Raw genomic sequence first — 19886 nt, forward strand, 5'->3', positions numbered from 1 at the left:
CTCAATCCTTGTCGAGACGGCCCACCAGCGACAGTTCGAAGTTGGCACCCATGTACTTGAAATGCGGGCGTACTGCCAGCGACACCTGGTACCAGCCCGGATCGCCTTCCACGTCGGAGACCTGCACCGAGGCGGCACGCAGCGGGCGTCGGCTACGCACATCGGCGGGCGGATTCTCCTGATCTGCGACGTACTGGCGGATCCAGGTGTTGAGTTCACGCTCGAGATCCTGGCGCTCCTTCCAGGAGCCTATCTGTTCGCGCTGCAGCACCTTGATGTAGTGAGCCAGGCGATTGACGATGAACAGATAAGGCAACTGGGTGCCGAGCTTGTAGTTGGTCTCGGCCTCGCGCCCTTCGGGCGTGTTGGGGAAGGACTTGGGCTTCTGCACCGAGTTGGCGGAAAAGAAGGCGGCGTTGTCACTGCCCTTGCGCATGGTCAGCGAGATGAAACCTTCCTCGGCCATCTCGAACTCGCGACGGTCGGTAATCAACACCTCGGTGGGAATCTTGTTCTGCACCTGACCCAACGCTTCATAGGTGTGCATCGGCAGATTCTCCACTGCCCCGCCGCTCTGCGGACCAATGATGTTCGGGCACCAACGATACTTGGCAAAGCTGTCGTTCAGGCGCTCTGCGAGCAGGTAGGCGGTATTGCCCCACAGGTAATCGTCGTGGCTCTCGCTGACCGACTCCTGGTAATGGAAGGACTTGACCGGATTCTCTACCGGATCGTAGGGCGTGCGCAGCAGGAAGCGCGGCGCCGTCAGCCCCAGGTAGCGAGCATCCTCGGACTCGCGCAGATTGCGCCAGCGGGCGTATTTCGGCCCTTCGAAGATCGCCTTGAAGTCCTTGATGTTGGGCAGCTCCTCGAAGCTGTCGATGCCGAAGAAGCTCGGCGCCACCGAGGACAGGAAGGGTGCGTGGGACATCGCCCCGACCGAGGCAGCATACTGCAGCAACTTGATGTCCGGGCCCGAGGGCGTGAAATCGTAATGCCCGATCATCGCCGCCACCGGCTCGCCGCCGAACTGGCCATACTCGGCGGCATAGACATGCTGATAGAGCCCGCTCTGGCTGATCTCGGAGGCGAACTCGAAGTCCTCGAGCAACTCCTCCTTGGTGGCATGCAGCACGTTGAGCTTGATGTTCTCGCGGAAATCGGTGCGATCGACCAACAACTTGAGGCCACGCCAGGCCGATTCCAGATGCTGGAACTCCTGATCGTGGAGAATCTCGTCGACTTGGTGACCGATCTTGCGATCCAGCTCGACGATCATGCGATCGACGACCGACTTGTTGACCTGCTGCTGACCGTCATCGCTCTTGAGCAGCTCACTGATGAAAGCTGCGACCCCCTGCTTGGCCACGTCGTAGCCTTCATCAGCAGGAGCCATACGTGTCTTGGCCATCACCTGATCAAGCAGGGAGACGTCTTCGGTGCTCTCGGTAGCCTGGCTCTGAGCCTGGGATTGGGTAGATTCGGTCATGATGCGTGCCTCGCCTCCATGCAGGAAAAATCAGGAATCGCTCGAGGGGGATTCGCTGTCGAGAAGTTCGAGCTCGTTCAACAGCTGGTCCCGGGTCTCGGGACTCTCAATCAAGGCCTGCAGGCGTTCCCGGAAGGCCGGCACGTTGCCGAGGGGCCCCTTGAGAGCCACCAGCGCCTCGCGCAGCTCGACCAGCTTGCGCAGCTCAGGCACCTGGCGCGCCACGCTGTCTGGCGCGAAGTCCTGCAGAGAGTTGAACTGCAGATCGACCCCCAGTTCGCGGGCCTCATCTTCATCACCTTCCTCGAGACGGTTCGGCACGCTGGTCCGCAGCCCGAGACCAGCCTCGCGCATCACGGACTGGAAGTTGTCCTTGTTCACCGAGACGGCTTCGCGCTCCTCGATGGGAGTCTCTTCGACGCCGCCCTTGAAATCACCGACCACCAGAAGCTTCTGGGGCAGTTCGGTGTCGGCCTGCTTATCTCCGGTGGCGGGAACGTACTTGATATTGATGCGCTCTTTGGGCGCAACGGACCCTTCCTTGGACATGGCGAACCTTCTCTCTGCAAATGATGACTCGATTCGGGCTTGCCCGACCGCCCTCCCCGAACCTGCTGGATCGGAGCAAACGATCGCGACAAACGTGCCTCAGCCCGTCAAACGGCGAGGAGTGGGCCGGTCAACCGACCCGTTGAAAGCCCGCGAGCATAACACCCATCGCCTCGCTGTAGAATGCCATATCAAAAGCCGGCGGAATGTAAAACAACATTATCTAATACACACCCCACCTCAACAAATGTCACCAAAATCTTCCAATATCAGCGAATTTGAAGGGATCATTGCACGGACCCATACCCCCGATTGCCCTTGTAGGAAATATCGTACAAAAGAAAAATGAAATCACTTACACAAAGAAATTCTGCGGCAGGTCATGAAGTGCTACCTCCACTACAGCGCGCCCATTCCCCTGGCCCGAACCATACGGGCGACACCGCAACCTTGGCTTACGCCATGGAAGTGGGCCGCTGCTCCCGATATACCGCCATCTCTACCTGCCCAAGCCTGGGAGTCAGCAGACACCGCTGTTGTTGCCAGGGATAATCCATCTGGGCCTTGAGCAAGGCGGCCCCCTCTCCCTCCTTCCAGGCCTCGATATCGAGATCGCGCCAATAGCGCGGATCACGCCCCGTCTTGCGGTCGTGCTCCGCCGTCACGGGGTCGCAATCCCGGAATGGCTCCAGGCGAGGCACATCGGGAAGGGGCTGAGAGACATCCATGTAACGCTGCAGCATGTCCCACTGAGCATGGACTTCCTGCTTGTGCGCCACCGTCTGGCTGAACGAGGTATGGTGGAACTCCGTCCCTGTATAGCGATGCACCAGCATCAGCTTGTAGAACACCCCGCCGCGCTGGACCACACGTTCGACATAGCCATCAAATTCAATAAAAGGGGCTACAAGGGGAGTTTTCTTCTTCCCTTGGGCCATGCTTACACGGCCAGTTTGGCGGTTGAATTCGCTACACCTATCCTCGGTGTAGCGGTCGAACCAGCGATGCAGCAAGGCGCGAAGAGGATGAAATAGCCACACGATAAAGTTCATAACAATTTGAGATGAATAGACAGCTACCACGATAGCGGCAAAAGAACCAAGCAGTGCCATAAAAACTGTTACAAAAGCGCCAAGAGCTTCCCTACCAAACAATAGTGGTGGAATATTGATTGTTGAATACCAAACAATGCCTAGCAAAGTCATGAGCCAAATAACGGGCACGGCCATGAGAAGAATGGACAATCCCATCTGACTCTTAAGAAACCGAATCCGCTCATGGCTCCACCACCAATCCTGAGACTTATAAAACTCCGGGGGCTGTTTCTCCTGATACTGAACAACCCCGGCATCATCACAGAGTTGCTGGTAAGGTTCGATGTCGGCGTAGTCACCAAACGGCAACAGGTCTTCTCCCATCCGCTCACGAAGCTTGGGAGACTCAGGCAGCGGCGGAATGGCCGCAGCGCGATAGGCATCCTCGGCATAGGAAGTTTGCTGCAGACTCATAGCCGAACCTCCACCTCGGTGATCGACCAAAATACATGGCCTCTACCATCGCCAGCCTCAGCGGCTTGCTCCAAGTATGGCTGCACCTCGATCTATTCATGCTGCTCTAAAGACGCCTGCCCCGCCCTTGGCAGTCCGAACCAAGGGCTCGAGGGCAGAAGCCGACAGAGGACATACCAGCCATGCCAAGACCAGCATCGCAGAGGGCCATGAGCATCGCATTTTAGAAGCCAAAACGCGGGGGAAAGTTGGATAGAGGTGGCTGCTTATGTAGCCATTCATCGGCTATAGATTTTGCTTCTTCACGCTGTTCATCTGTTACTTGGTCGCGACGAAGCCGCATACTTCTCTCTGATGACGGGCCACCTACTTCTTCATTAATGGCATATAGAATTGCCCAGCCTATAACAGGCTTTTTTTCAGTATTGCAGCGAGGTGCATCATCAGGATCCAGGTAGCAATTTGCTAGCCATTTACGGCCGTTAAGATCTCCGCCCTCGGATGATTTTACCGTCCACTCCCATGCTTCTTCATACCTTTCAAGATTGCTTAGAACAGCAGACAACGCATCCATCGCCGGCACATAGCCCTGCTCAGCGGCCTTTCTAAACCATTCCTCGGCAGCCTCCAAACGCCTGGACTCCAAGAAGTACCAGCCCTGGCCACCACGAATATTCATGCCTAGCCGCGTCTGGGCTTCGGGATTGCCCGCTTCCGCCGCTTTTTCCAGCCAGTCGACGCCCTCACCTCTATCGTCCATCAGGCGGTAGACATGGTAGAGCGCCAGCATGGCGTCAGTATCACCGGCCTCAGCCCTGGGCAAGGTCTCGGCCAGGGCTTTCTCGCGCCAGCCCTCGGCGTCCTCCGGACACTCATCACCGGCGATGCAGGCACCGCCCTCGAAAAGCCGCAACATGGCATAGGGATCGCCCTGTTCGGCTGCCTTCAGATACCAGTTCATGGCTTTAAGCGTCATTCCGCCCATCTTCTGGCGTCGCTCTGCCTCGCCCATGTAGTACATGGCCTCCACATCGCCGGCCTCGGCGGCTTGTTCCAAATACGGCAAGGCTCTTGTCGACTCACCGATATTATAGAGCTGCATGCCTTCGTCCTTGGCAGCCTGAACCTCAGGCTCAAGTGCGGCGGCGATGCCGGGAAGAGTCAGCAATATAATGGTGAAAAGATGGTGGGCAAGGCGCATCCTTACGACTCCCGGTAGGTTACATGTGTGCCAGCCGGTGTTGTCACCAGATGGCAGTGGACATCGACATTCTCCCCTAGCCGTTTCGCAATATCCTTATAGTTGCTCCTAGCATCCCTAGCATCAAGGTTACCTGAAGAGTTATCTATTCTCATAAACTGATCCAGTCGATAGCGGTTCTCACAATAGGCCTGCCCTCGAGCGGAGCTACTTACACCATCATTCTCGCTGTCCTCGGCACCAGCATATTCACCATCCGCCGACATCCTGGCCACGGCCTTCTCGAACAATCGCTGGGCGGCGCTGCGACGATAAAGTCCATCGCGATGCCCCTGTTCGATCCACTCCAGGCATTGGGCAATGGCGATCTGCTGCAGATCGATGGCATCGTCGTACTCGTCTCCCTTTATGTAGCTCCATAGGCTCGGCCGGGTGGCCAACACGTTCAGCAGTGGTCCCAAGGCTTCTGGAGGCAGGTGCTGCACCCAAGCAGAAAGTTGCGATGACAGCTCGGAGTTCCCTGAGGCATCGACAATGGCAAAGGCGATAACCCCAGCGCGGTCACTCTGGGTCAGCTGGTTGTAGAGTCGACGAATGCCGTCCCTGCCTCGAGCGGCCAACAGCCCCACGTCCAGCAACGTGGTAGTGGCCAGATAGGTCAGCTGACTGATGCTCTCGAAGGCATCCTGGTCGACCCAGTCGACGAAGCCATAGTCATTGTCGCGCAGGGCCTGGCCGATCATCATCAGCCAGAGGTCCAGTTGCTGAAGGTCGAGTTCGACGGCGACCTTCCCGCCCACCGAGACGCCGGCGAATACCTTGGCCTTGGCATAGGCCACGAACCGGCCATTACGAAGCCCCAGCCGGAATCCGAGGTCGGCCCCGATGCCCAGGCCGACCTCCCCACCCAGCAGGGCCTGGCCGAGGGTGCGCCACTGATCCAGGTCACGGTGCTGTGTCTTGAGGCTGAGCCAATCCTGGTCGGCCAGCTGTGGCAGTTGACGGGTGATATCCTCGGGCGGCAGCCAGCGCATCTCACACTGGGACTGCAGCCCGAGCGTTGCCCCAGCGAAAGCCTTGAGGGTCGCCCCTTCGGCCTCTCGCTGCGCCCAATCGACGCCGGTCAACTGCAAGCCGTTCTCGTTGAACGCCAGGCCGGTTTCGGCACCCAAGGCCACGCTGGCACCGGCGAAGCCCTTGGCCACCAGCTCCATGCGGATGGAGTAGCATCCCATGCTGCGCCTTTCTCCATTACGGTTGGCCAGGATCGCGTAGAAGGGAACGGCCTCATCCTCCCCCGGAAGATGCAGGGTGCCCAGGCTGATTTCGCCACGGGCAAGGCTCCAGGTGCCCTTGACCTCCCACTGGAAGCCGGCCTTCACCCCAGCACCATGATCCTGCCCGGCCTGCCAGCCATCACCCTGGCTTTCCAGGGTTCCCTGCCGTTTTTTCTCGGCACCCAACTGTCCACCGCCGCTGCTCTCTACCTTGACGTCGAACAGCTCCAGACTGCCGTCGCGCTCGAGCAGCGTCAGTGATTCGTCGAAATCATGGGATAGCGCCTGATTCAGCTCCCCGTGAGGCATCCCGACCAGGCGCAGCATCTGCGCCTGAGCACTGGCGTCGAAGAGACGCAGAGTCTCGCGAGCCGGGCCGGTGAACAGCATGCGCTGCAGGGCCTCGCCCCATTGCGACTTGGCGTTGCCCTCCTGCAACGAGGCGACCTCATGGCCCTCATCGTCGAGATACTGAAAGAAGGCTTCGGGCCGGAAGAAACCAAGCCCCTCATCGAACCACTCGGCCCGCCGCTCGATCTTCTTGCAACCTTGACCTTCCATCCACTGAGACAAGGCGGTTTCAGGCGCTTCCCATAGCGTGGCAGGCAGCGCACCATCCGCCTCTAGCTGGCGGCCCAGTGCCCGTCGCTCGTCCTCACTCATGTCTCGCTGGAGCTGGTGCAGACTGAGATGGCTCAGTGCACGCGCCCCCTGCGGCGAGCTGAACTCGCGCAACGGGAAATCCTTGCGCACCAGCACGTCGATGCTCTGCTTCTCGTAGCCCAGCGCATGGCGTTGATCCTCGAGGTCGGCCTGCCAGAACAGCACACGCTGGGGCTGCATGGCCGCCACCGCCTGACGGGCCGTGGCGTAAAGCGCGTCGAGCTGTGAGGTCCGGCGCTCGAAGCGGCGCCGCTCCTGGGCGAAGAGGTGCATCGGCAAAGCGGCGTTGCCGGCGGTGGCGGTCGCCCACTCCTCCAGCCTGGCCTCGACGTCGTCGTAGATCTCCACCGCTTCCTTGAGCAGACGGTTGTAGTGATTGAAGGCATCGATGCCGGGATCGAGCCCCGCTCGCGAGGTCCTGAGTGCAGGATCCGCCAGCGCCCACTCGGGAGTCGCGATACCCAGCGTCGCCAGTGCCACGATACTGTCCCGATAGGCCTGGAGATCTTCGCTCATCAGTTCGACGCGCTCGGAGAAGTAGTCGACGAGCGCCGTGCAGCGGGATGAGTCCTTGGGGGACATGCTTTCGCAGTCGGCGAGGAAGGCCTGGTATTCCTTGAGGGCTTCCTGAAGCGGCAGCAGCTCGCCAGGCTGATTCACGGAGATGGCGTCGCCCACGACCCTCGCTCGACAGCGGCGGTAGGTCTCCAGAGCCTCGGTGATATCGTCTTCCCAGGGCCCGTAATAGCGCCCCCCATCGATGACGTAGCCTTGCGCCTCTGCCCTTTCGCTACCCTTGCGATAGAGAGCATCCAGCTCCTCGACCAGCCGCGTTTCCTCGGGATGTTGCGCCCGCTCATGGAAGTAGACTGCCGAGACGATCAGTGGAGCCCCCCAGAACCAAGGATTCTCGGTCAGCCGTTCGTGCTCGGTCACGCGACGAGCGGCATCGACTTCGGTCTCTTCGGTAAGTTCGGCCAGGCGGCTCAATACATCACGGCAGTGCTGCCGCTCGGCCTCATCGAGGAAGTTTTCCGGGCGTGCCGGAAGAAAACACTCCATCAGGCCGGCATCGTCGTTCAAATGGATCTGCCGCGCTTCCGGATCTTCCTCTTCGATCCACCCCGCCAATTCGTCCGCCGCCTCGTGCAATGACTCGGCGACGCTCTCCGTCAATAGCCAGAAGGTGCCGGTACCGGTCAGGTAGAGAATATCGGCCCAGGCATCGTCTTCACAGGGATGCGAGGTGGCATCCTGTATTTCTCCGCCTGCCGGGGGCGGTGGTTCGAAAAGCGGCAACTGAAGCACTTTGCACTCTAGAGACGAGGAGGCAGCGGAAGACTCCTCCGCGATCCAGTCACCGGGCTTGGGCCGACCGAACGAGTCCGCCGTTTGATCGTTATCGCTGATCACATCGTCCATGCGTGCGTATCCCTATCCTGTGCCTGAAGCGTCCCCATCAGTTCGCGAAGGGCCTTGACCTTGCGCCAGGCCGGCTGGTTCTTGCCGAGTATCTCGCGGCTTTCCTCACGCTCGCGCCATTCCGCCCGCTGCACGTACGGCAGCAGGCTCTCCAGATGACGGGCCCGGGTGATGCCGTGGCGGTTGAGCATGGCCAGCCCCTCCAAGCAGGTGGCGTCGACCTCGTCCAGTCGAACCCCGAGCCGCTCAGCCAGGAACCAGGCCTGGGGCGCCACCTTCAGTGCCGCCTCCATGTCAGGCGTCAAGCGTAAAGGGGTGTCCGGGGCCTCACGGCTCTCGATGCTTTGCCAAACCTGCCAATGCCCCTGGGGTGTGGGGGTAGAGAGCTCGCCGAGCGGTGCGAGCATTCGAGCCAGCATCACGAGTTCGGCACTGCCCAATAGAGCCGTCAGCGCCACCGGATCCTGCAGATTGATCAACGACTGGCCACCCTGAGGATCCGCCCACACGAACAGGCCCCGCAGATGCTCGACCAGATCGGAGAAGGTAACCGTCGAGGACGGCTGACAGCACCAGCCCAGACGGCGCTCCCGGCACAATGCCTCACCGACACGCCAGGCATCACTATCGGCCTCGAGTCGTACGCACCAGGGGCTGGCCTCCAGCAGCGGGGAAAGCGGCGTGGCGGCAAAGAGCGGAACATGTTCCTGGGTGCCCTCGTGCCCCAGCAGCTCGCGGCAAGCCTCGGTAGCGCGGCGCTGATCGAGAACCAGCATGATGGGCCGGTCCGGCGCCAGCCAGGCCTCGGGCTCACCGCTGACTCGGGCCCGCTCGGGCAGTCGCGCTAGCCACCCAGACATGGACAATCCTCTCGACTGCACTGGGTGTCGCTGATCTTGCCGCACAGGGGCATCAACGCCGCTTCCGCGAGCTGGTAGTCACGCAGTTTAGGTAGCGCAGTGGGGGCAATCGCCTCGTGCACTTCCGGTTCGGCATGCCCCGGCAACAGCGGTGCCTGGGCGCCCTGCCCCGTGCCGCTGCCGGGACTGCCGCCGGCATTTACCTTCACGCCGGGGCCGTTGACGGTGACACCGCCACCATCGATCTTGAGAAAACTGCCGCCGGCCTTGAGGGTCAGCTCGCTGCCTGCCTCCAGCACCACCTTCTGGCCGGCCTTGATGTGCAGTTCGCGGCCGCTTTCGGTGAGCCAGGCCTGGCCTGCGCTCAGATGCAGGCTGCCATCGATGGTCAGGTGCTGGGCGCCATCGCTTTTCTCGCGCCGTTCGCCATGCACGGTGAGGTGGTCGTCACGATCGAGTTCGCTCACCCGGTCGCGCTTGACGGCCAGGTGACTGTCGCGGCGGATTTCCTCGGTGCGGTCGTTCTCGGTGAGCAGCTCCAGGTCCTTCTGGGCGTGCACCCAGATCTGTTCCTGGTCGTGCTGGTCCTCGAAGCGCAGTTCGTTGAAGCCCTCGCCCTGGTGGGTCTGGGTACGCAGCACGGTGCGCGTCTTGTGCGCCGGCAGCTCATAGGGCGGCGTATTCACCGCGTGGTAGGTGCGTCCGGTAATGATCGGCTGGTCGGGGTCGCCTTCCAGGAAGGAGACGATCACCTCGTGGCCGATGCGCGGAATCGCCATCATGCCGTAGCCGCCGCCGGCCCAGCCCTGGCTGACGCGCAGCCAGGCACTGGCGGTTTCATTGGGCTCGGCATAGCGGTCCCAGGGGAACTGGCAGCGCACCCGGCCGTGGGCGTCGCAGTGAATCTCCTCGCCCTCGGGGCCCACCACGAAGGCCACCTGGGGGCCGTCGACCCGCGGCTTGGGCTCGGGCGCGGGCCGCCAGGCAGTGTCGTCCGGGGTCAGCGTCAGGGTGTTGTGGTAACGGGTCATGCCGTCGGCCTGGACGGCGTCCTCGCCCAGTGCCTGGGGCTGTTCGCCCTGGTGGACCACCTTGACGACCTGCCAGCCGCGGTTGAGCTCGCTGACGTCGTGGTCGGCCAGGGTGAAGCGCGTGCCCGGGGCCAGCTCGGGCAGGTCGCTCTCGCCGGCCAGGGTCAGGGCGTCGTGGCGCAGGTGCTCCAGCCGGTGGCGGGTAAAGGCCTGGCCCGAGGCGTCGGCCTTGTAGCGGCCCGGGTAGTCGTAGTGTTCGTAGTCGCCCCGCTGGCTGTGCTGCTCCAGCCCGTCGCCCTGGCGCTCGTGCAGTTGCGCGTAGGCCGGGCGCTTGAAGCTGTAGTCCTTGAGCTGGGCCCGGGCCGGGCGCACCCGGGCGGTCTGGGTCAGCCGGCGCAGGTGACGCTGCGGCGCGGTGCCGCCGGCGCGATGGTGGTAGGGACGCTCGCCGAGCCCGGTGAGCACCTGGGGATCGTCGGCGAACACCAGCCGATGAGCACCGAGGTCGCCATCCTCGAACTCATGGAAGTAGAACAGCCCTTCCTCGGCGGCCAGGCGCTCGACGAACGCCAGGTCGGTCTCGCGGTACTGCACGCAGTACTCGCGCTCGGCGGGCTCGCGGGTCACCGCGAAGGCCACGTCGGTCAGGCCGCGTTCCTCACACAGGGTGTTGAGGATGGTCAGCGGCGAGACGCGCTGGAAGATCCGCGAGTTCTGGCGCAACGAGAGCCGCCACAGCGAGGGGCGGATCACGACCTCGTAGTGGCTGCGCCGATGGCCGCGGTCGCCGCGACCGAACTCGGCGACGATGCCGTGAACCCGCCGCTGGGCCACGCCGTCCTGCCACACGGTGAGGCTCGCCGGGCGGTCGAGCAGCGCTTCCGGCGAGAGGTCGACGGCGCGGCTGGCAAAGCGCACATGAAGATGAAACGGCGACGACAGCGCCTCTTCATGGGTGAAGTCGACCACCGCCAGGTCGGCCTCACCGGCGCCGGTCAGGCTCAGGGTGAACTGCAGTCCGTTAGCCTGGGTCATGGCATCCCTCCTGGAGGCCGAATCCGTTCCTGGGTTCGCCGACGCGGCATGGTCGGCAGGACAGGTAGGTTACGCGAGTACATCGCCGAGGCAAGTCGTCGGCGGCATGCGTAAGTGATCGCTTACAATACAGCCAAGCAAACACTTACACATGCCGCCGCCAGGGCCGGAACCCTGGCGGCGAAAACGGTGCCCGCCGGGCGCGAGCATTGGCAGGGGCACCGCCTGTGGCGCGGCGTCTTAGCCTTCGATCGGGGCGCGCCAGTCGTCGGAACCGGAAGTGCCGGCGACGGTGTGCTCCCAGTCGATCTTGCGGTAGGCCAGGGAGACGTCCATCAGCTGAGTGAACTCGGCGCTGTTGGCGTCCTGAGCATGGGGCATGCGCAGGTTGATGTCGACGATGGTGGCATCGGTCAGGGCGGTGGTGAAGAAGTGCTCCTGCTTGCCTTCTACGGAGGTGCGGTACCACTTCAGCTCGACCGTGGGCAGCATCTCACCGGACGCCAGGGCGTTGTACAGCAGCGGCACGGCCTTGTTCAGGGCCACGGTGAAGATGAACGGCTTGTGAGCACGCTGACCGGACGGCTGACCGGACTGCGGATCCGTCGGCACAGTGACGATGTGCTTGAATTCCTGGACGAGCATCTCGTCTTCATGGCCTTCGACGTAGATGTTGCCCACGGATTCGGGCGTGAAGGCGCCAGCGGTGATGTTGCCCTGAGTCTGGCCTTCGATGCTGATATAACATGGGGTTGGCATGAGTCGCTTCCTTGACGATGAATTCGAAAAATCTTGCGCAAATGTCCAGCGGACACCCCATCCAAGGCACTTTATGTACCAAAAACAAAAATATCCAACTCAATCAAAGGGATACATGAAAACGGCACGGCATAACGTCAAGTGATCGAGCAAGAACTTGCCTGAAAGCGGGCAAGAAGTTGCCCGGCGGGCAAGATCTTGCCTGCCCCGCCCCTCTTGCTCCAGATGAATATCGAGATGCCTCGGGCCGGTTCAACTCGCCAAACGCAAACGCGTCATCAAGTCGGAGAGCGCTTCCTCGAGTTCCAGTTCGGGCACGGCCTGGCGCAGGGTGATATGGGCGTCCGGCTGGAATCGCTGCGGGTCGTCGACGACCTCCTGGAAGGCATTGACCACCTCGACCAGCATCGACGGTTCCCCATCGACCTGCATGGCACCATGCACCAGCAGCGCCATGTCGCGGCTACCCTTCACGCGGCGCCAGCGCTGGGCAGTGCCGACCAGCTTGCGGCCGGCGATGCGCACGTTGAAGCGACCATCGCAATAGGCACCGGCCACCTCGCCGAGATCCGCCTCGGCCACGCCCAGGGAGGCCAACCAGTCACACCAGGGGTCGCCCAGGCGATGATAGCCCCACTCGAGATGCGCCGCCGAACTGCGTACCTCGCAGCGCACCACCAGAGCCAGGTTGACCACCATCGGCCCCTGAGGCACCGGCGTACCTCCGGTGGCACGGAACAGCACCGGCCAGCCCTGCCCTTCCAGGCGTGACCGCGCCTCGTCAAAGCCTTCGAGACGAGCGTGACGACGCGGCATCACCAGAGCCCGGTCATACGGCGACCATGCCAGGCACTCCAGATGGCTCTCGCCCCGACACACCGCCTCCAGCAACGCCTCTTCGGCGGCGAGGCCCTCTTGCACCGAGGGGCGGTACAGAACCGTGTCGCTCGTCATCATATCGCTCGCTCCAGGGTGAAGCGCCCAGCTTACGTCGTCGCTTGCATGTGGCGCCATCGTTCCACAGGCAAATTGCTGCTATCCGCAGGGTCCGAGCTCACCACCTTGGTCGAACCTCACCCCCCATGACCTTTACGTTAACGTAAACCTGTCTTAGTCTTGGCATCATCACCTCGATGAATGATCGGGTGCGCCTCGTGGCGCGCCATCAGACCAGCGGAGTTCACCATGCACGCGCCCTACCAGCCCCTCGACTTCGGTCTCGATGACGAACTGAACATGCTGCGCGACCAGGTTCACGCCTTCGCCCGCGATGAGATCGCACCGCGCGCCGCCGAGATCGACGCGAAAAACGAGTTCCCCGACGACCTCTGGCAGAAGTTCGGCGACATGGGCCTGCTCGGCATCACCGTGCCCGAGGAGGACGGCGGCAGCGGCATGGGCTATCTCGCCCACTGCATCGCCATGGAAGAGATCTCGCGGGCCAGCGCCTCGGTGGCGCTCTCCTACGGCGCCCATTCCAACCTCTGCGTTAACCAGATCAAGCTCAACGGCAATGCGCAGCAGAAAGCCAGGTACCTGCCCGGCCTGATCAGCGGGGAACACGTCGGGGCACTGGCCATGTCCGAGCCCGGCGCCGGTTCCGACGTGGTCTCCATGAAGCTCAAGGCCGAGAAGCGCGGTGACCGCTATGTGCTCAACGGCAACAAGATGTGGATCACCAACGGTCCCGATGCCGACGTGCTGGTGGTCTACGCCAAGACCGACCCGGACGCCGGCTCCAAGGGCATTACCGCTTTCATCATCGAGAAAGGATTCGCCGGCTTTTCCACGGCACAGAAGCTCGACAAGCTGGGCATGCGCGGCTCCAACACCTGCGAGCTGGTGTTCGAGGACTGCGAAGTGCCCGAGGAGAACGTCCTCGGCGAGGTGAACAAGGGCGCCCGGGTGCTGATGAGCGGCCTCGACTTCGAGCGTACCGTGCTGGCCGCCGGACCGATCGGCATCATGCAGGCGGCCATGGACGTGGTGGTGCCCTACCTTCACGAACGCAAGCAATTCGGCCAGTCCATCGGCGAGTTCCAGTTGGTGCAGGGCAAGGTGGCCGACATGTACACCACCCTGAATGCCTGCCGGGCCTATCTGTACGCCGTCGCCGGCGCCTGCGACCGTGGCCGCACCTCACGCAAGGATGCCGCCGGGGTGATCCTCTATTGCGCCGAAAAGGCCACCCAGATGGCACTCGACGCCATCCAGCTTCTCGGCGGCAACGGCTATATCAACGAATACCCCACCGGGCGATTGCTGCGCGACGCCAAGCTCTACGAGATCGGCGCCGGCACCAGCGAGATCCGCCGGATGTTGATCGGCCGCGAGATATTCAGCGAATCGGCGTAACCCCAGCCACGAGTAACGAGCCACGGGCTACGAGCAGCTCGAAGCTCGTCAGAGGATATTCCATGGCAGTGCTAACGACACAGATCAATCCGCGCAGCGAGGGTTTCCAGACCAACGAGGCGTCGATGCGCGCCGAGGTGGGCCGGTTGCGCGAGCTGACCGCGGCGATCCACCAGGGTGGCGGCGAGAAGGCTCGCGCCCGACATGAGTCGCGCGGCAAGCTGTTCGTCCGCGACCGTATCGATCACCTGCTCGACGAGGGCTCGCCCTTCCTCGAGTTCTCGGCGCTGGCCGCCCATGAGGTCTATGACAGTCCGGTGCCCGCCGCCGGTGTGGTCACCGGCATCGGCCGGGTCTCCGGCGTGGAATGCGTGATCGTCGCCAACGACGCCACGGTCAAGGGCGGCACTTACTTCCCGCTGACCGTGAAGAAGCACCTGCGCGCCCAGGAGATCGCCCGCAAGCATCGCCTGCCCTGCCTCTATCTGGTGGATTCCGGCGGTGCCTACCTGCCGTGCCAGGACGAGGTCTTCCCCGACCGCGACCATTTCGGGCGCATCTTCTATAACCAGACCACCCTCTCCGCCGAGGGCATTCCGCAGATCGCCGTGGTCATGGGCTCGTGCACCGCCGGCGGCGCCTATGTGCCGGCCATGGCCGACGAGTCGATCATCGTCCGCGAGCAGGGCACCATCTTCCTCGGTGGTCCGCCGCTGGTGAAGGCCGCCACGGGCGAGTCGATCAGCGCCGAGGACCTGGGCGGCGCCGATGTTCACGCCAAGGTCAGCGGCGTCGCCGATCACTACGCCGAGAACGACGCCCACGCCCTGCAACTGGCGCGACGCTGCGTGGCTCGGCTCAACTGGCAGAAGCGCGGTCAACTGGCCATGGCCGAACCCAGGCCGCCGCGCCTCGACCCCGAGGAGCTCTACGGCATCGTCGGCACCGATCTCAAGAAGCCCTTCGAGGTTCGCGAAGTGATCGGTCGCATCGTCGACGACTCCGCCTTCGACGAATTCAAGCGCACCTACGGCGACACCCTGGTCACCGGCTTTGCGCATATCCACGGCCACCCGGTGGGCATCGTCGCCAACAACGGCGTGCTGTTCTCGGAATCCGCCGTGAAGGGCGCGCATTTCATCGAGCTGTGCGCCCAACGCAAGATCCCGTTGGTCTTTCTGCAGAACATCACCGGCTTCATGGTCGGCTCCAAGTACGAGCACGAAGGCATCGCCAAGCATGGCGCCAAGCTGGTCACCGCCGTGGCCTGCGCCCGCGTGCCCAAGTTCACCGTACTGATCGGCGGCAGCTTCGGCGCCGGCAACTACGGCATGTGCGGCCGTGCCTTCGAGCCCAATCTGCTGTTCATGTGGCCCAACGCGCGCATCTCGGTGATGGGCGGCGAACAGGCGGCCGGCGTGCTGGCCCAGGTCAAGCGCGAGCAGCTGGAGCGCGAGGGGCGCGAATGGTCCGCCGAAGAGGAAGCTGCCTTCAAGCAGCCGACCCGCGACCAGTACGAGCACCAGGGCCACCCCTACTACGCCAGTGCGCGACTCTGGGACGACGGCGTCATCGACCCGGCCCAGACCCGCGACGTGCTCGGCCTCTCGCTCGCCGCCGCCATGAACGCCGAGATTGAGGACACGAAGTTCGGCGTGTTCAGGATGTAGGCGCGCTTCGCGTGGAGCCGTAAGCCGTAAGCCGTAAGCCGTAAGCCGTAAGCCGTAAGCCAAAATGCTGCCACCAAGCAAGCAACGGAAGAGGGTTTTCTTAAAGCTTAAAGCTTATAGCTTACAGCTCTCCGAATCGGCCACCGCACAAGAGATAACCACCATGGCAACCATAGACACCTTTTCCCGACTGACGATCGACCCCCGCGGCGTTGCGTGGCTGACGCTGGATCGCCCTGATGTGCTCAACGCTTTCGACGATGCCTTGATCGGTGAGCTCAACGGGCATCTTCAGCATGTTCGGGAGGCCGCCGAGCGTGGCGAGATTCGCCTGCTGGTGCTGGGTTCCGAAGGCAAGCATTTCTCCGCCGGGGCGGATCTGGGTTGGATGAAGCGCATGGTCGACTACGACCTCGAGGACAATCTGGCCGACTCCCGCCAGCTTGCGGCGCTGATGCACGGGCTCGACACCCTGCCCTGCCCCACGCTCTGCCGGGTGCAGGGTGCGGCCTTCGGTGGTGCCGTGGGCCTGGCCGCCTGCTGCGATATCGTCATCGCCTCGGAGAAGGCTCGCTTCTGCCTTTCCGAGGTCAAGATCGGCCTCTCGCCGGCGGTGATCAGCCCCTATGTGCAACGCGCCCTGGGCGAGCGGCAGATGCGCCGCTACGCGCTGACCGCCGAGGTCATCGATGCTTCCACCGCCGAGGCCCTGGGGCTCGCGCACCGTGTGGTCGAGCCGGATGCCCTGGATGAGGCGGTCGACGCCATGGTCGAGACGCTGCTCGCCACCTCGCCGCAATCCAGCCGCGCCACCAAGGCGCTGCTCGCCGAGGTTGCACGCGAGCCCGACAGTGCCGCGACCCGCGAGCGCACCTGCCGAGTGATCGCCGAGCTGCGCGTCAGCGACGAGGGCCAGGAAGGCCTGGCCAGTTTCTTCGACAAGCGCCGCCCCCGTTGGGCGCCCGAACCACCCTCCACCACGGAGCGCTCCTCATGAGCCACGCTTTCGATACCCTGCTGGTGGCCAACCGCGGTGAGATCGCCTGCCGCGTGATGCGCACTGCCCGCCGCATGGGCCTGCGCACCGTGGCCGTCTATTCCGACGCCGATGCCGGCGCCCGCCATGTGCGCGAGGCCGATGAAGCCGTGCGCCTCGGCCCGGCCGCCGCCCAGGCCAGCTATCTCGACATCCAGGCAGTGATCGCCGCCGCCCGGCGCACCGGCGCCGGTGCCGTACATCCCGGCTACGGCTTCCTCTCCGAGAACGGCGATTTCGTCGCGGCCCTGGCCGAGGCCGACATCACCTTCGTTGGCCCGCCTGCCTCGGCCATCGCCGCCATGGGCGACAAGTCCGCCGCCAAGGCACGTATGCATGACGCCGGCGTACCGCTGGTGCCCGGCTACCACGGCGACGACCAGGACGACGCCCTGCTCAAGGCCGAGGCTGACCGCATCGGCTACCCCGTATTGCTCAAGGCCAGCGCCGGCGGTGGCGGCAAGGGCATGCGCGTGGTGGAATCCGCCGAGGCCTTCCAGGCCGCGCTGGACGGCTGCCGTCGTGAATCCCGCGCCGCCTTCGGCGACGATCGCATGCTGATCGAGAAATACCTGACCCAGCCGCGCCACGTCGAGGTGCAGGTGTTCTGCGACAGCCAGGGCAACGGCGTTTATCTCTTCGAGCGCGACTGCAGCGTGCAGCGCCGCCACCAGAAGGTGCTGGAAGAAGCCCCCGCCCCGGGCATGACCGAGGCCCTGCGCCGCGAGATGGGCGAAGCCGCCGTACGCGCCGCCCGCGAGATCGGCTATGTGGGCGCCGGCACGGTCGAGTTCCTGCTGGATGCGGATCACAGCTTCTTCTTCATGGAAATGAACACCCGCCTTCAGGTCGAGCATCCCGTGACCGAGATGATCACCGGTCAGGACCTCGTCGAATGGCAACTGCGCGTCGCCATGGGCGAGCCCTTGCCGCTGAGCCAGGACGAGTTGACCATCACCGGCCACAGCTTCGAGGCACGTCTCTACGCCGAAGACCCGGCGCAGGACTTCCTGCCCGCCACCGGCACCCTGAACCGCTTCGAGCTGGATCTCGCCGGCGCCGGGCTCGAGCCGGCCCAGGTACGCCTGGACAGCGGCGTGGCCAGCGGCGATGCCGTCTCCATGCACTACGATCCGATGCTGGCCAAGCTGATCGTCCACGGCGATGACCGCGAACAGGCGCTCGCCACCCTCAACCGCGCCCTGGCTGCCCTCGATATCCAGGGCGTGACCACCAACCGCGACTTCCTGCAACGCCTGGCGACACACCCCGCCTTTCGCGCCGCCGAGCTGGACACCCGCTTCATCGAACACCACGAAGCGGAACTGTTCGCGCCGCGACACTATACGGCCGAAGAATACGCCAGCGCCGCCCTGGTCGGCCTCCACCAGCTCGGGCAGGAACGCGAAAGCGACTCACCCTGGGACCGCCACGACGGCTTCCGGCTCAACGCCGAGCACACCATCCGCATCGCCCTCTGCGACCCGGACCGAATCGACGACGAAGACGCCCTGGTCATCGTCGAGGGCAAGCGAGCGGCTCCCGGCGCCCCCTGGCGCCTGCGCATCGGCGACCAAGCCTTCGACGCCACCCTGCAACCGCTCGATGGCGACGCCGTGGCGGTAACCCTGGACGGCCATCGCCGACGCCTGCAGACTCGACTGGTCGACAACAACCTGGTGGTGATGGTCGATCCGCGGCGCGAGACCCGACTGTTATGGCGACGCATCGACGCCATCGACCACGGCCACCACGAGGCCGAATCCACCCTCACCGCGCCCATGCACGGCACCGTTGTCACCCTGCTGGTGCAACCCGGCGAACGTGTCGAGAAAGGCATGGCGCTGATGGTCATGGAAGCCATGAAGATGGAACACACTCTGACCGCCCCCGCCGACGGCCAGGTCGAAAGCTTCCACTTCCAGGCCGGCGACACCGTGGGACAAGGCGATGTATTGCTGGAGTTCGCAGCCGTTGGGGACAGCGGTGAATAACACCAAGCAAGCGGCGACGGGGACAGCTCGCAGAGGGGGCGCTGTCACCGGGAAAGCTTCGATCAAGTGCTATAGCGCCAACTGGTCTTAGACACAAGGCAGGAGGTTATCCGTGGGATTCCCAAAGCAAGTCCGCCTCGTCGAGGTAGCCCCCCGCGACGGGCTACAGAACGAACCCGAGGCCATCGCCACCGACACCAAACTCGAGCTGATCGACCGCCTCGCCGATGCCGGCCTGCGACATATCGAAGCCGCCAGCTTCGTCTCTCCCAAGTGGGTGCCGCAGATGGCCGATCACCGCGAAGTGATGACCGGCCTCAAGCGCCGCCCCGGCATCACCTACTCTGCCCTCACCCCCAACCTCAAGGGGCTCGAGGCAGCACTGGAATGCGGTGTTGAAGAAGTCGCGGTGTTCGGCGCCGCCAGTGAGGCCTTCTCGCACAAGAACATCAACTGCTCCATCGCCGAATCCCTGGAACGCTTCGCCCCGGTGCTGGAACGCGCGCAACAGGCCGGCATCCGCGTGCGCGGCTATGTTTCCTGCGTGCTCGGCTGCCCCTACGAAGGCGAGATCGCCCCTGCCAAGGTCGCGGAGGTCGCCAAGGCCCTGTTCGAGATGGGCTGCTTCGAGGTCTCGCTGGGTGACACCATCGGCACCGGGACCCCGCTCAAGGCCAAGCGCATGCTCGAGGCCACAGCCCGCGACGTTCCCATGGACAAGCTCGCCGCCCACTTCCACGACACCTACGGCCAGGCACTCGCCAACCTCTACGCCGTGCTCGAGGAAGGCATCGCCGTGATCGACAGCTCCGTCGCCGGCCTGGGTGGCTGCCCCTATGCCAAGGGCGCCGCCGGCAACGTCGCCAGCGAAGACGTCGTCTACCTGCTCAACGGCCTGGGCATCGACAGCGACGTCGACCTCGAAAAGCTCGCCACCACCGGCGACTGGATCACCCAGGCCATCGGCCGACCCAACCGATCCAAGGTGAGTGTGGCCCTCGCTGCCAGGTAACCACGCCCCACAACGCAAAGCCCCC

Annotated in this window: 14 protein-coding genes; 5 read left to right on the forward strand and 9 right to left on the reverse strand. The window is 63.5% G+C overall.

From position 1 onward, the window contains the following. Position 1: 1 nt before the first annotated feature. The 9 genes from tssC to HELO_RS10640 form a co-directional block, all read right to left on the reverse strand. Positions 2 to 1489, reverse strand: coding sequence for a type VI secretion system contractile sheath large subunit (gene tssC / locus HELO_RS10600; RefSeq protein WP_013332678.1), 1488 nt, complete (start codon positions 1487 to 1489; stop codon positions 2 to 4). 30 nt (positions 1490 to 1519) lie between these two features. Continuing rightward, positions 1520 to 2038, reverse strand: coding sequence for a type VI secretion system contractile sheath small subunit (tssB, locus tag HELO_RS10605; protein ID WP_013332679.1), 519 nt, complete (start codon positions 2036 to 2038; stop codon positions 1520 to 1522). A 455-nt stretch (positions 2039 to 2493) separates the two neighbouring features. Continuing rightward, entirely contained in the window at positions 2494 to 3546 is a 1053-nt protein-coding gene (locus HELO_RS10610; protein ID WP_013332680.1) for a hypothetical protein, read from the reverse strand. A gap of 223 nt (positions 3547 to 3769) precedes the next feature. Next, positions 3770 to 4747, reverse strand: a complete 978-nt coding sequence (locus HELO_RS10615; RefSeq protein ID WP_013332681.1) for a tetratricopeptide repeat protein — start codon at positions 4745 to 4747, stop codon at positions 3770 to 3772. A 2-nt stretch (positions 4748 to 4749) separates the two neighbouring features. After that, positions 4750 to 8109: a hypothetical protein gene (locus HELO_RS10620; RefSeq protein WP_013332682.1), complete on the reverse strand. Its 3360-nt coding sequence runs from the start codon at positions 8107 to 8109 to the stop codon at positions 4750 to 4752. Continuing rightward, positions 8097 to 8969 carry a DUF4123 domain-containing protein gene (locus HELO_RS10625; protein ID WP_013332683.1) on the reverse strand — a complete coding sequence of 291 codons (873 nt, stop codon included), beginning with the start codon at positions 8967 to 8969 and terminating at the stop codon, positions 8097 to 8099. The genes HELO_RS10620 and HELO_RS10625 overlap by 13 nt, the downstream gene beginning before the upstream one ends. After that, complete coding sequence (locus HELO_RS10630) at positions 8954 to 11035, reverse strand: type VI secretion system Vgr family protein (RefSeq protein WP_109637448.1); 2082 nt, start codon at positions 11033 to 11035, stop codon at positions 8954 to 8956. Before HELO_RS10630 ends, HELO_RS10625 begins: the two co-directional genes overlap by 16 nt. 240 nt (positions 11036 to 11275) lie before the next feature. Further along, entirely contained in the window at positions 11276 to 11794 is a 519-nt protein-coding gene (locus HELO_RS10635) for an Hcp family type VI secretion system effector (protein ID WP_013332685.1), read from the reverse strand. A gap of 252 nt (positions 11795 to 12046) precedes the next feature. Continuing rightward, entirely contained in the window at positions 12047 to 12751 is a 705-nt protein-coding gene (locus HELO_RS10640) for a lipoyl protein ligase domain-containing protein (protein WP_013332686.1), read from the reverse strand. A gap of 228 nt (positions 12752 to 12979) precedes the next feature. On the opposite strand from HELO_RS10640, the gene HELO_RS10645 reads away from it, so the two are divergent. The 5 genes from HELO_RS10645 (at position 12980) to HELO_RS10665 (ending at position 19861) form a co-directional block, all read left to right on the forward strand. After that, positions 12980 to 14149 carry an isovaleryl-CoA dehydrogenase gene (locus tag HELO_RS10645; protein ID WP_013332687.1) on the forward strand — a complete coding sequence of 390 codons (1170 nt, stop codon included), beginning with the start codon at positions 12980 to 12982 and terminating at the stop codon, positions 14147 to 14149. A gap of 62 nt (positions 14150 to 14211) precedes the next feature. Beyond that, a complete protein-coding gene (locus HELO_RS10650; RefSeq protein WP_013332688.1) occupies positions 14212 to 15819 on the forward strand; it encodes a carboxyl transferase domain-containing protein in 1608 nt (535 codons plus the stop codon). Positions 15820 to 15982: 163 nt separating this feature from the next. Continuing rightward, positions 15983 to 16816 carry an enoyl-CoA hydratase-related protein gene (locus tag HELO_RS10655; RefSeq protein WP_041602082.1) on the forward strand — a complete coding sequence of 278 codons (834 nt, stop codon included), beginning with the start codon at positions 15983 to 15985 and terminating at the stop codon, positions 16814 to 16816. Further along, positions 16813 to 18849: an acetyl/propionyl/methylcrotonyl-CoA carboxylase subunit alpha gene (locus HELO_RS10660; RefSeq protein WP_013332690.1), complete on the forward strand. Its 2037-nt coding sequence runs from the start codon at positions 16813 to 16815 to the stop codon at positions 18847 to 18849. The genes HELO_RS10655 and HELO_RS10660 overlap by 4 nt, the downstream gene beginning before the upstream one ends. A gap of 112 nt (positions 18850 to 18961) precedes the next feature. After that, entirely contained in the window at positions 18962 to 19861 is a 900-nt protein-coding gene (locus HELO_RS10665) for a hydroxymethylglutaryl-CoA lyase (RefSeq protein WP_013332691.1), read from the forward strand. The last annotated feature ends 25 nt before the right edge of the window (positions 19862 to 19886 follow it).

The organism is Halomonas elongata DSM 2581, from assembly GCF_000196875.2.
GTDB lineage: Bacteria > Pseudomonadota > Gammaproteobacteria > Pseudomonadales > Halomonadaceae > Halomonas > Halomonas elongata.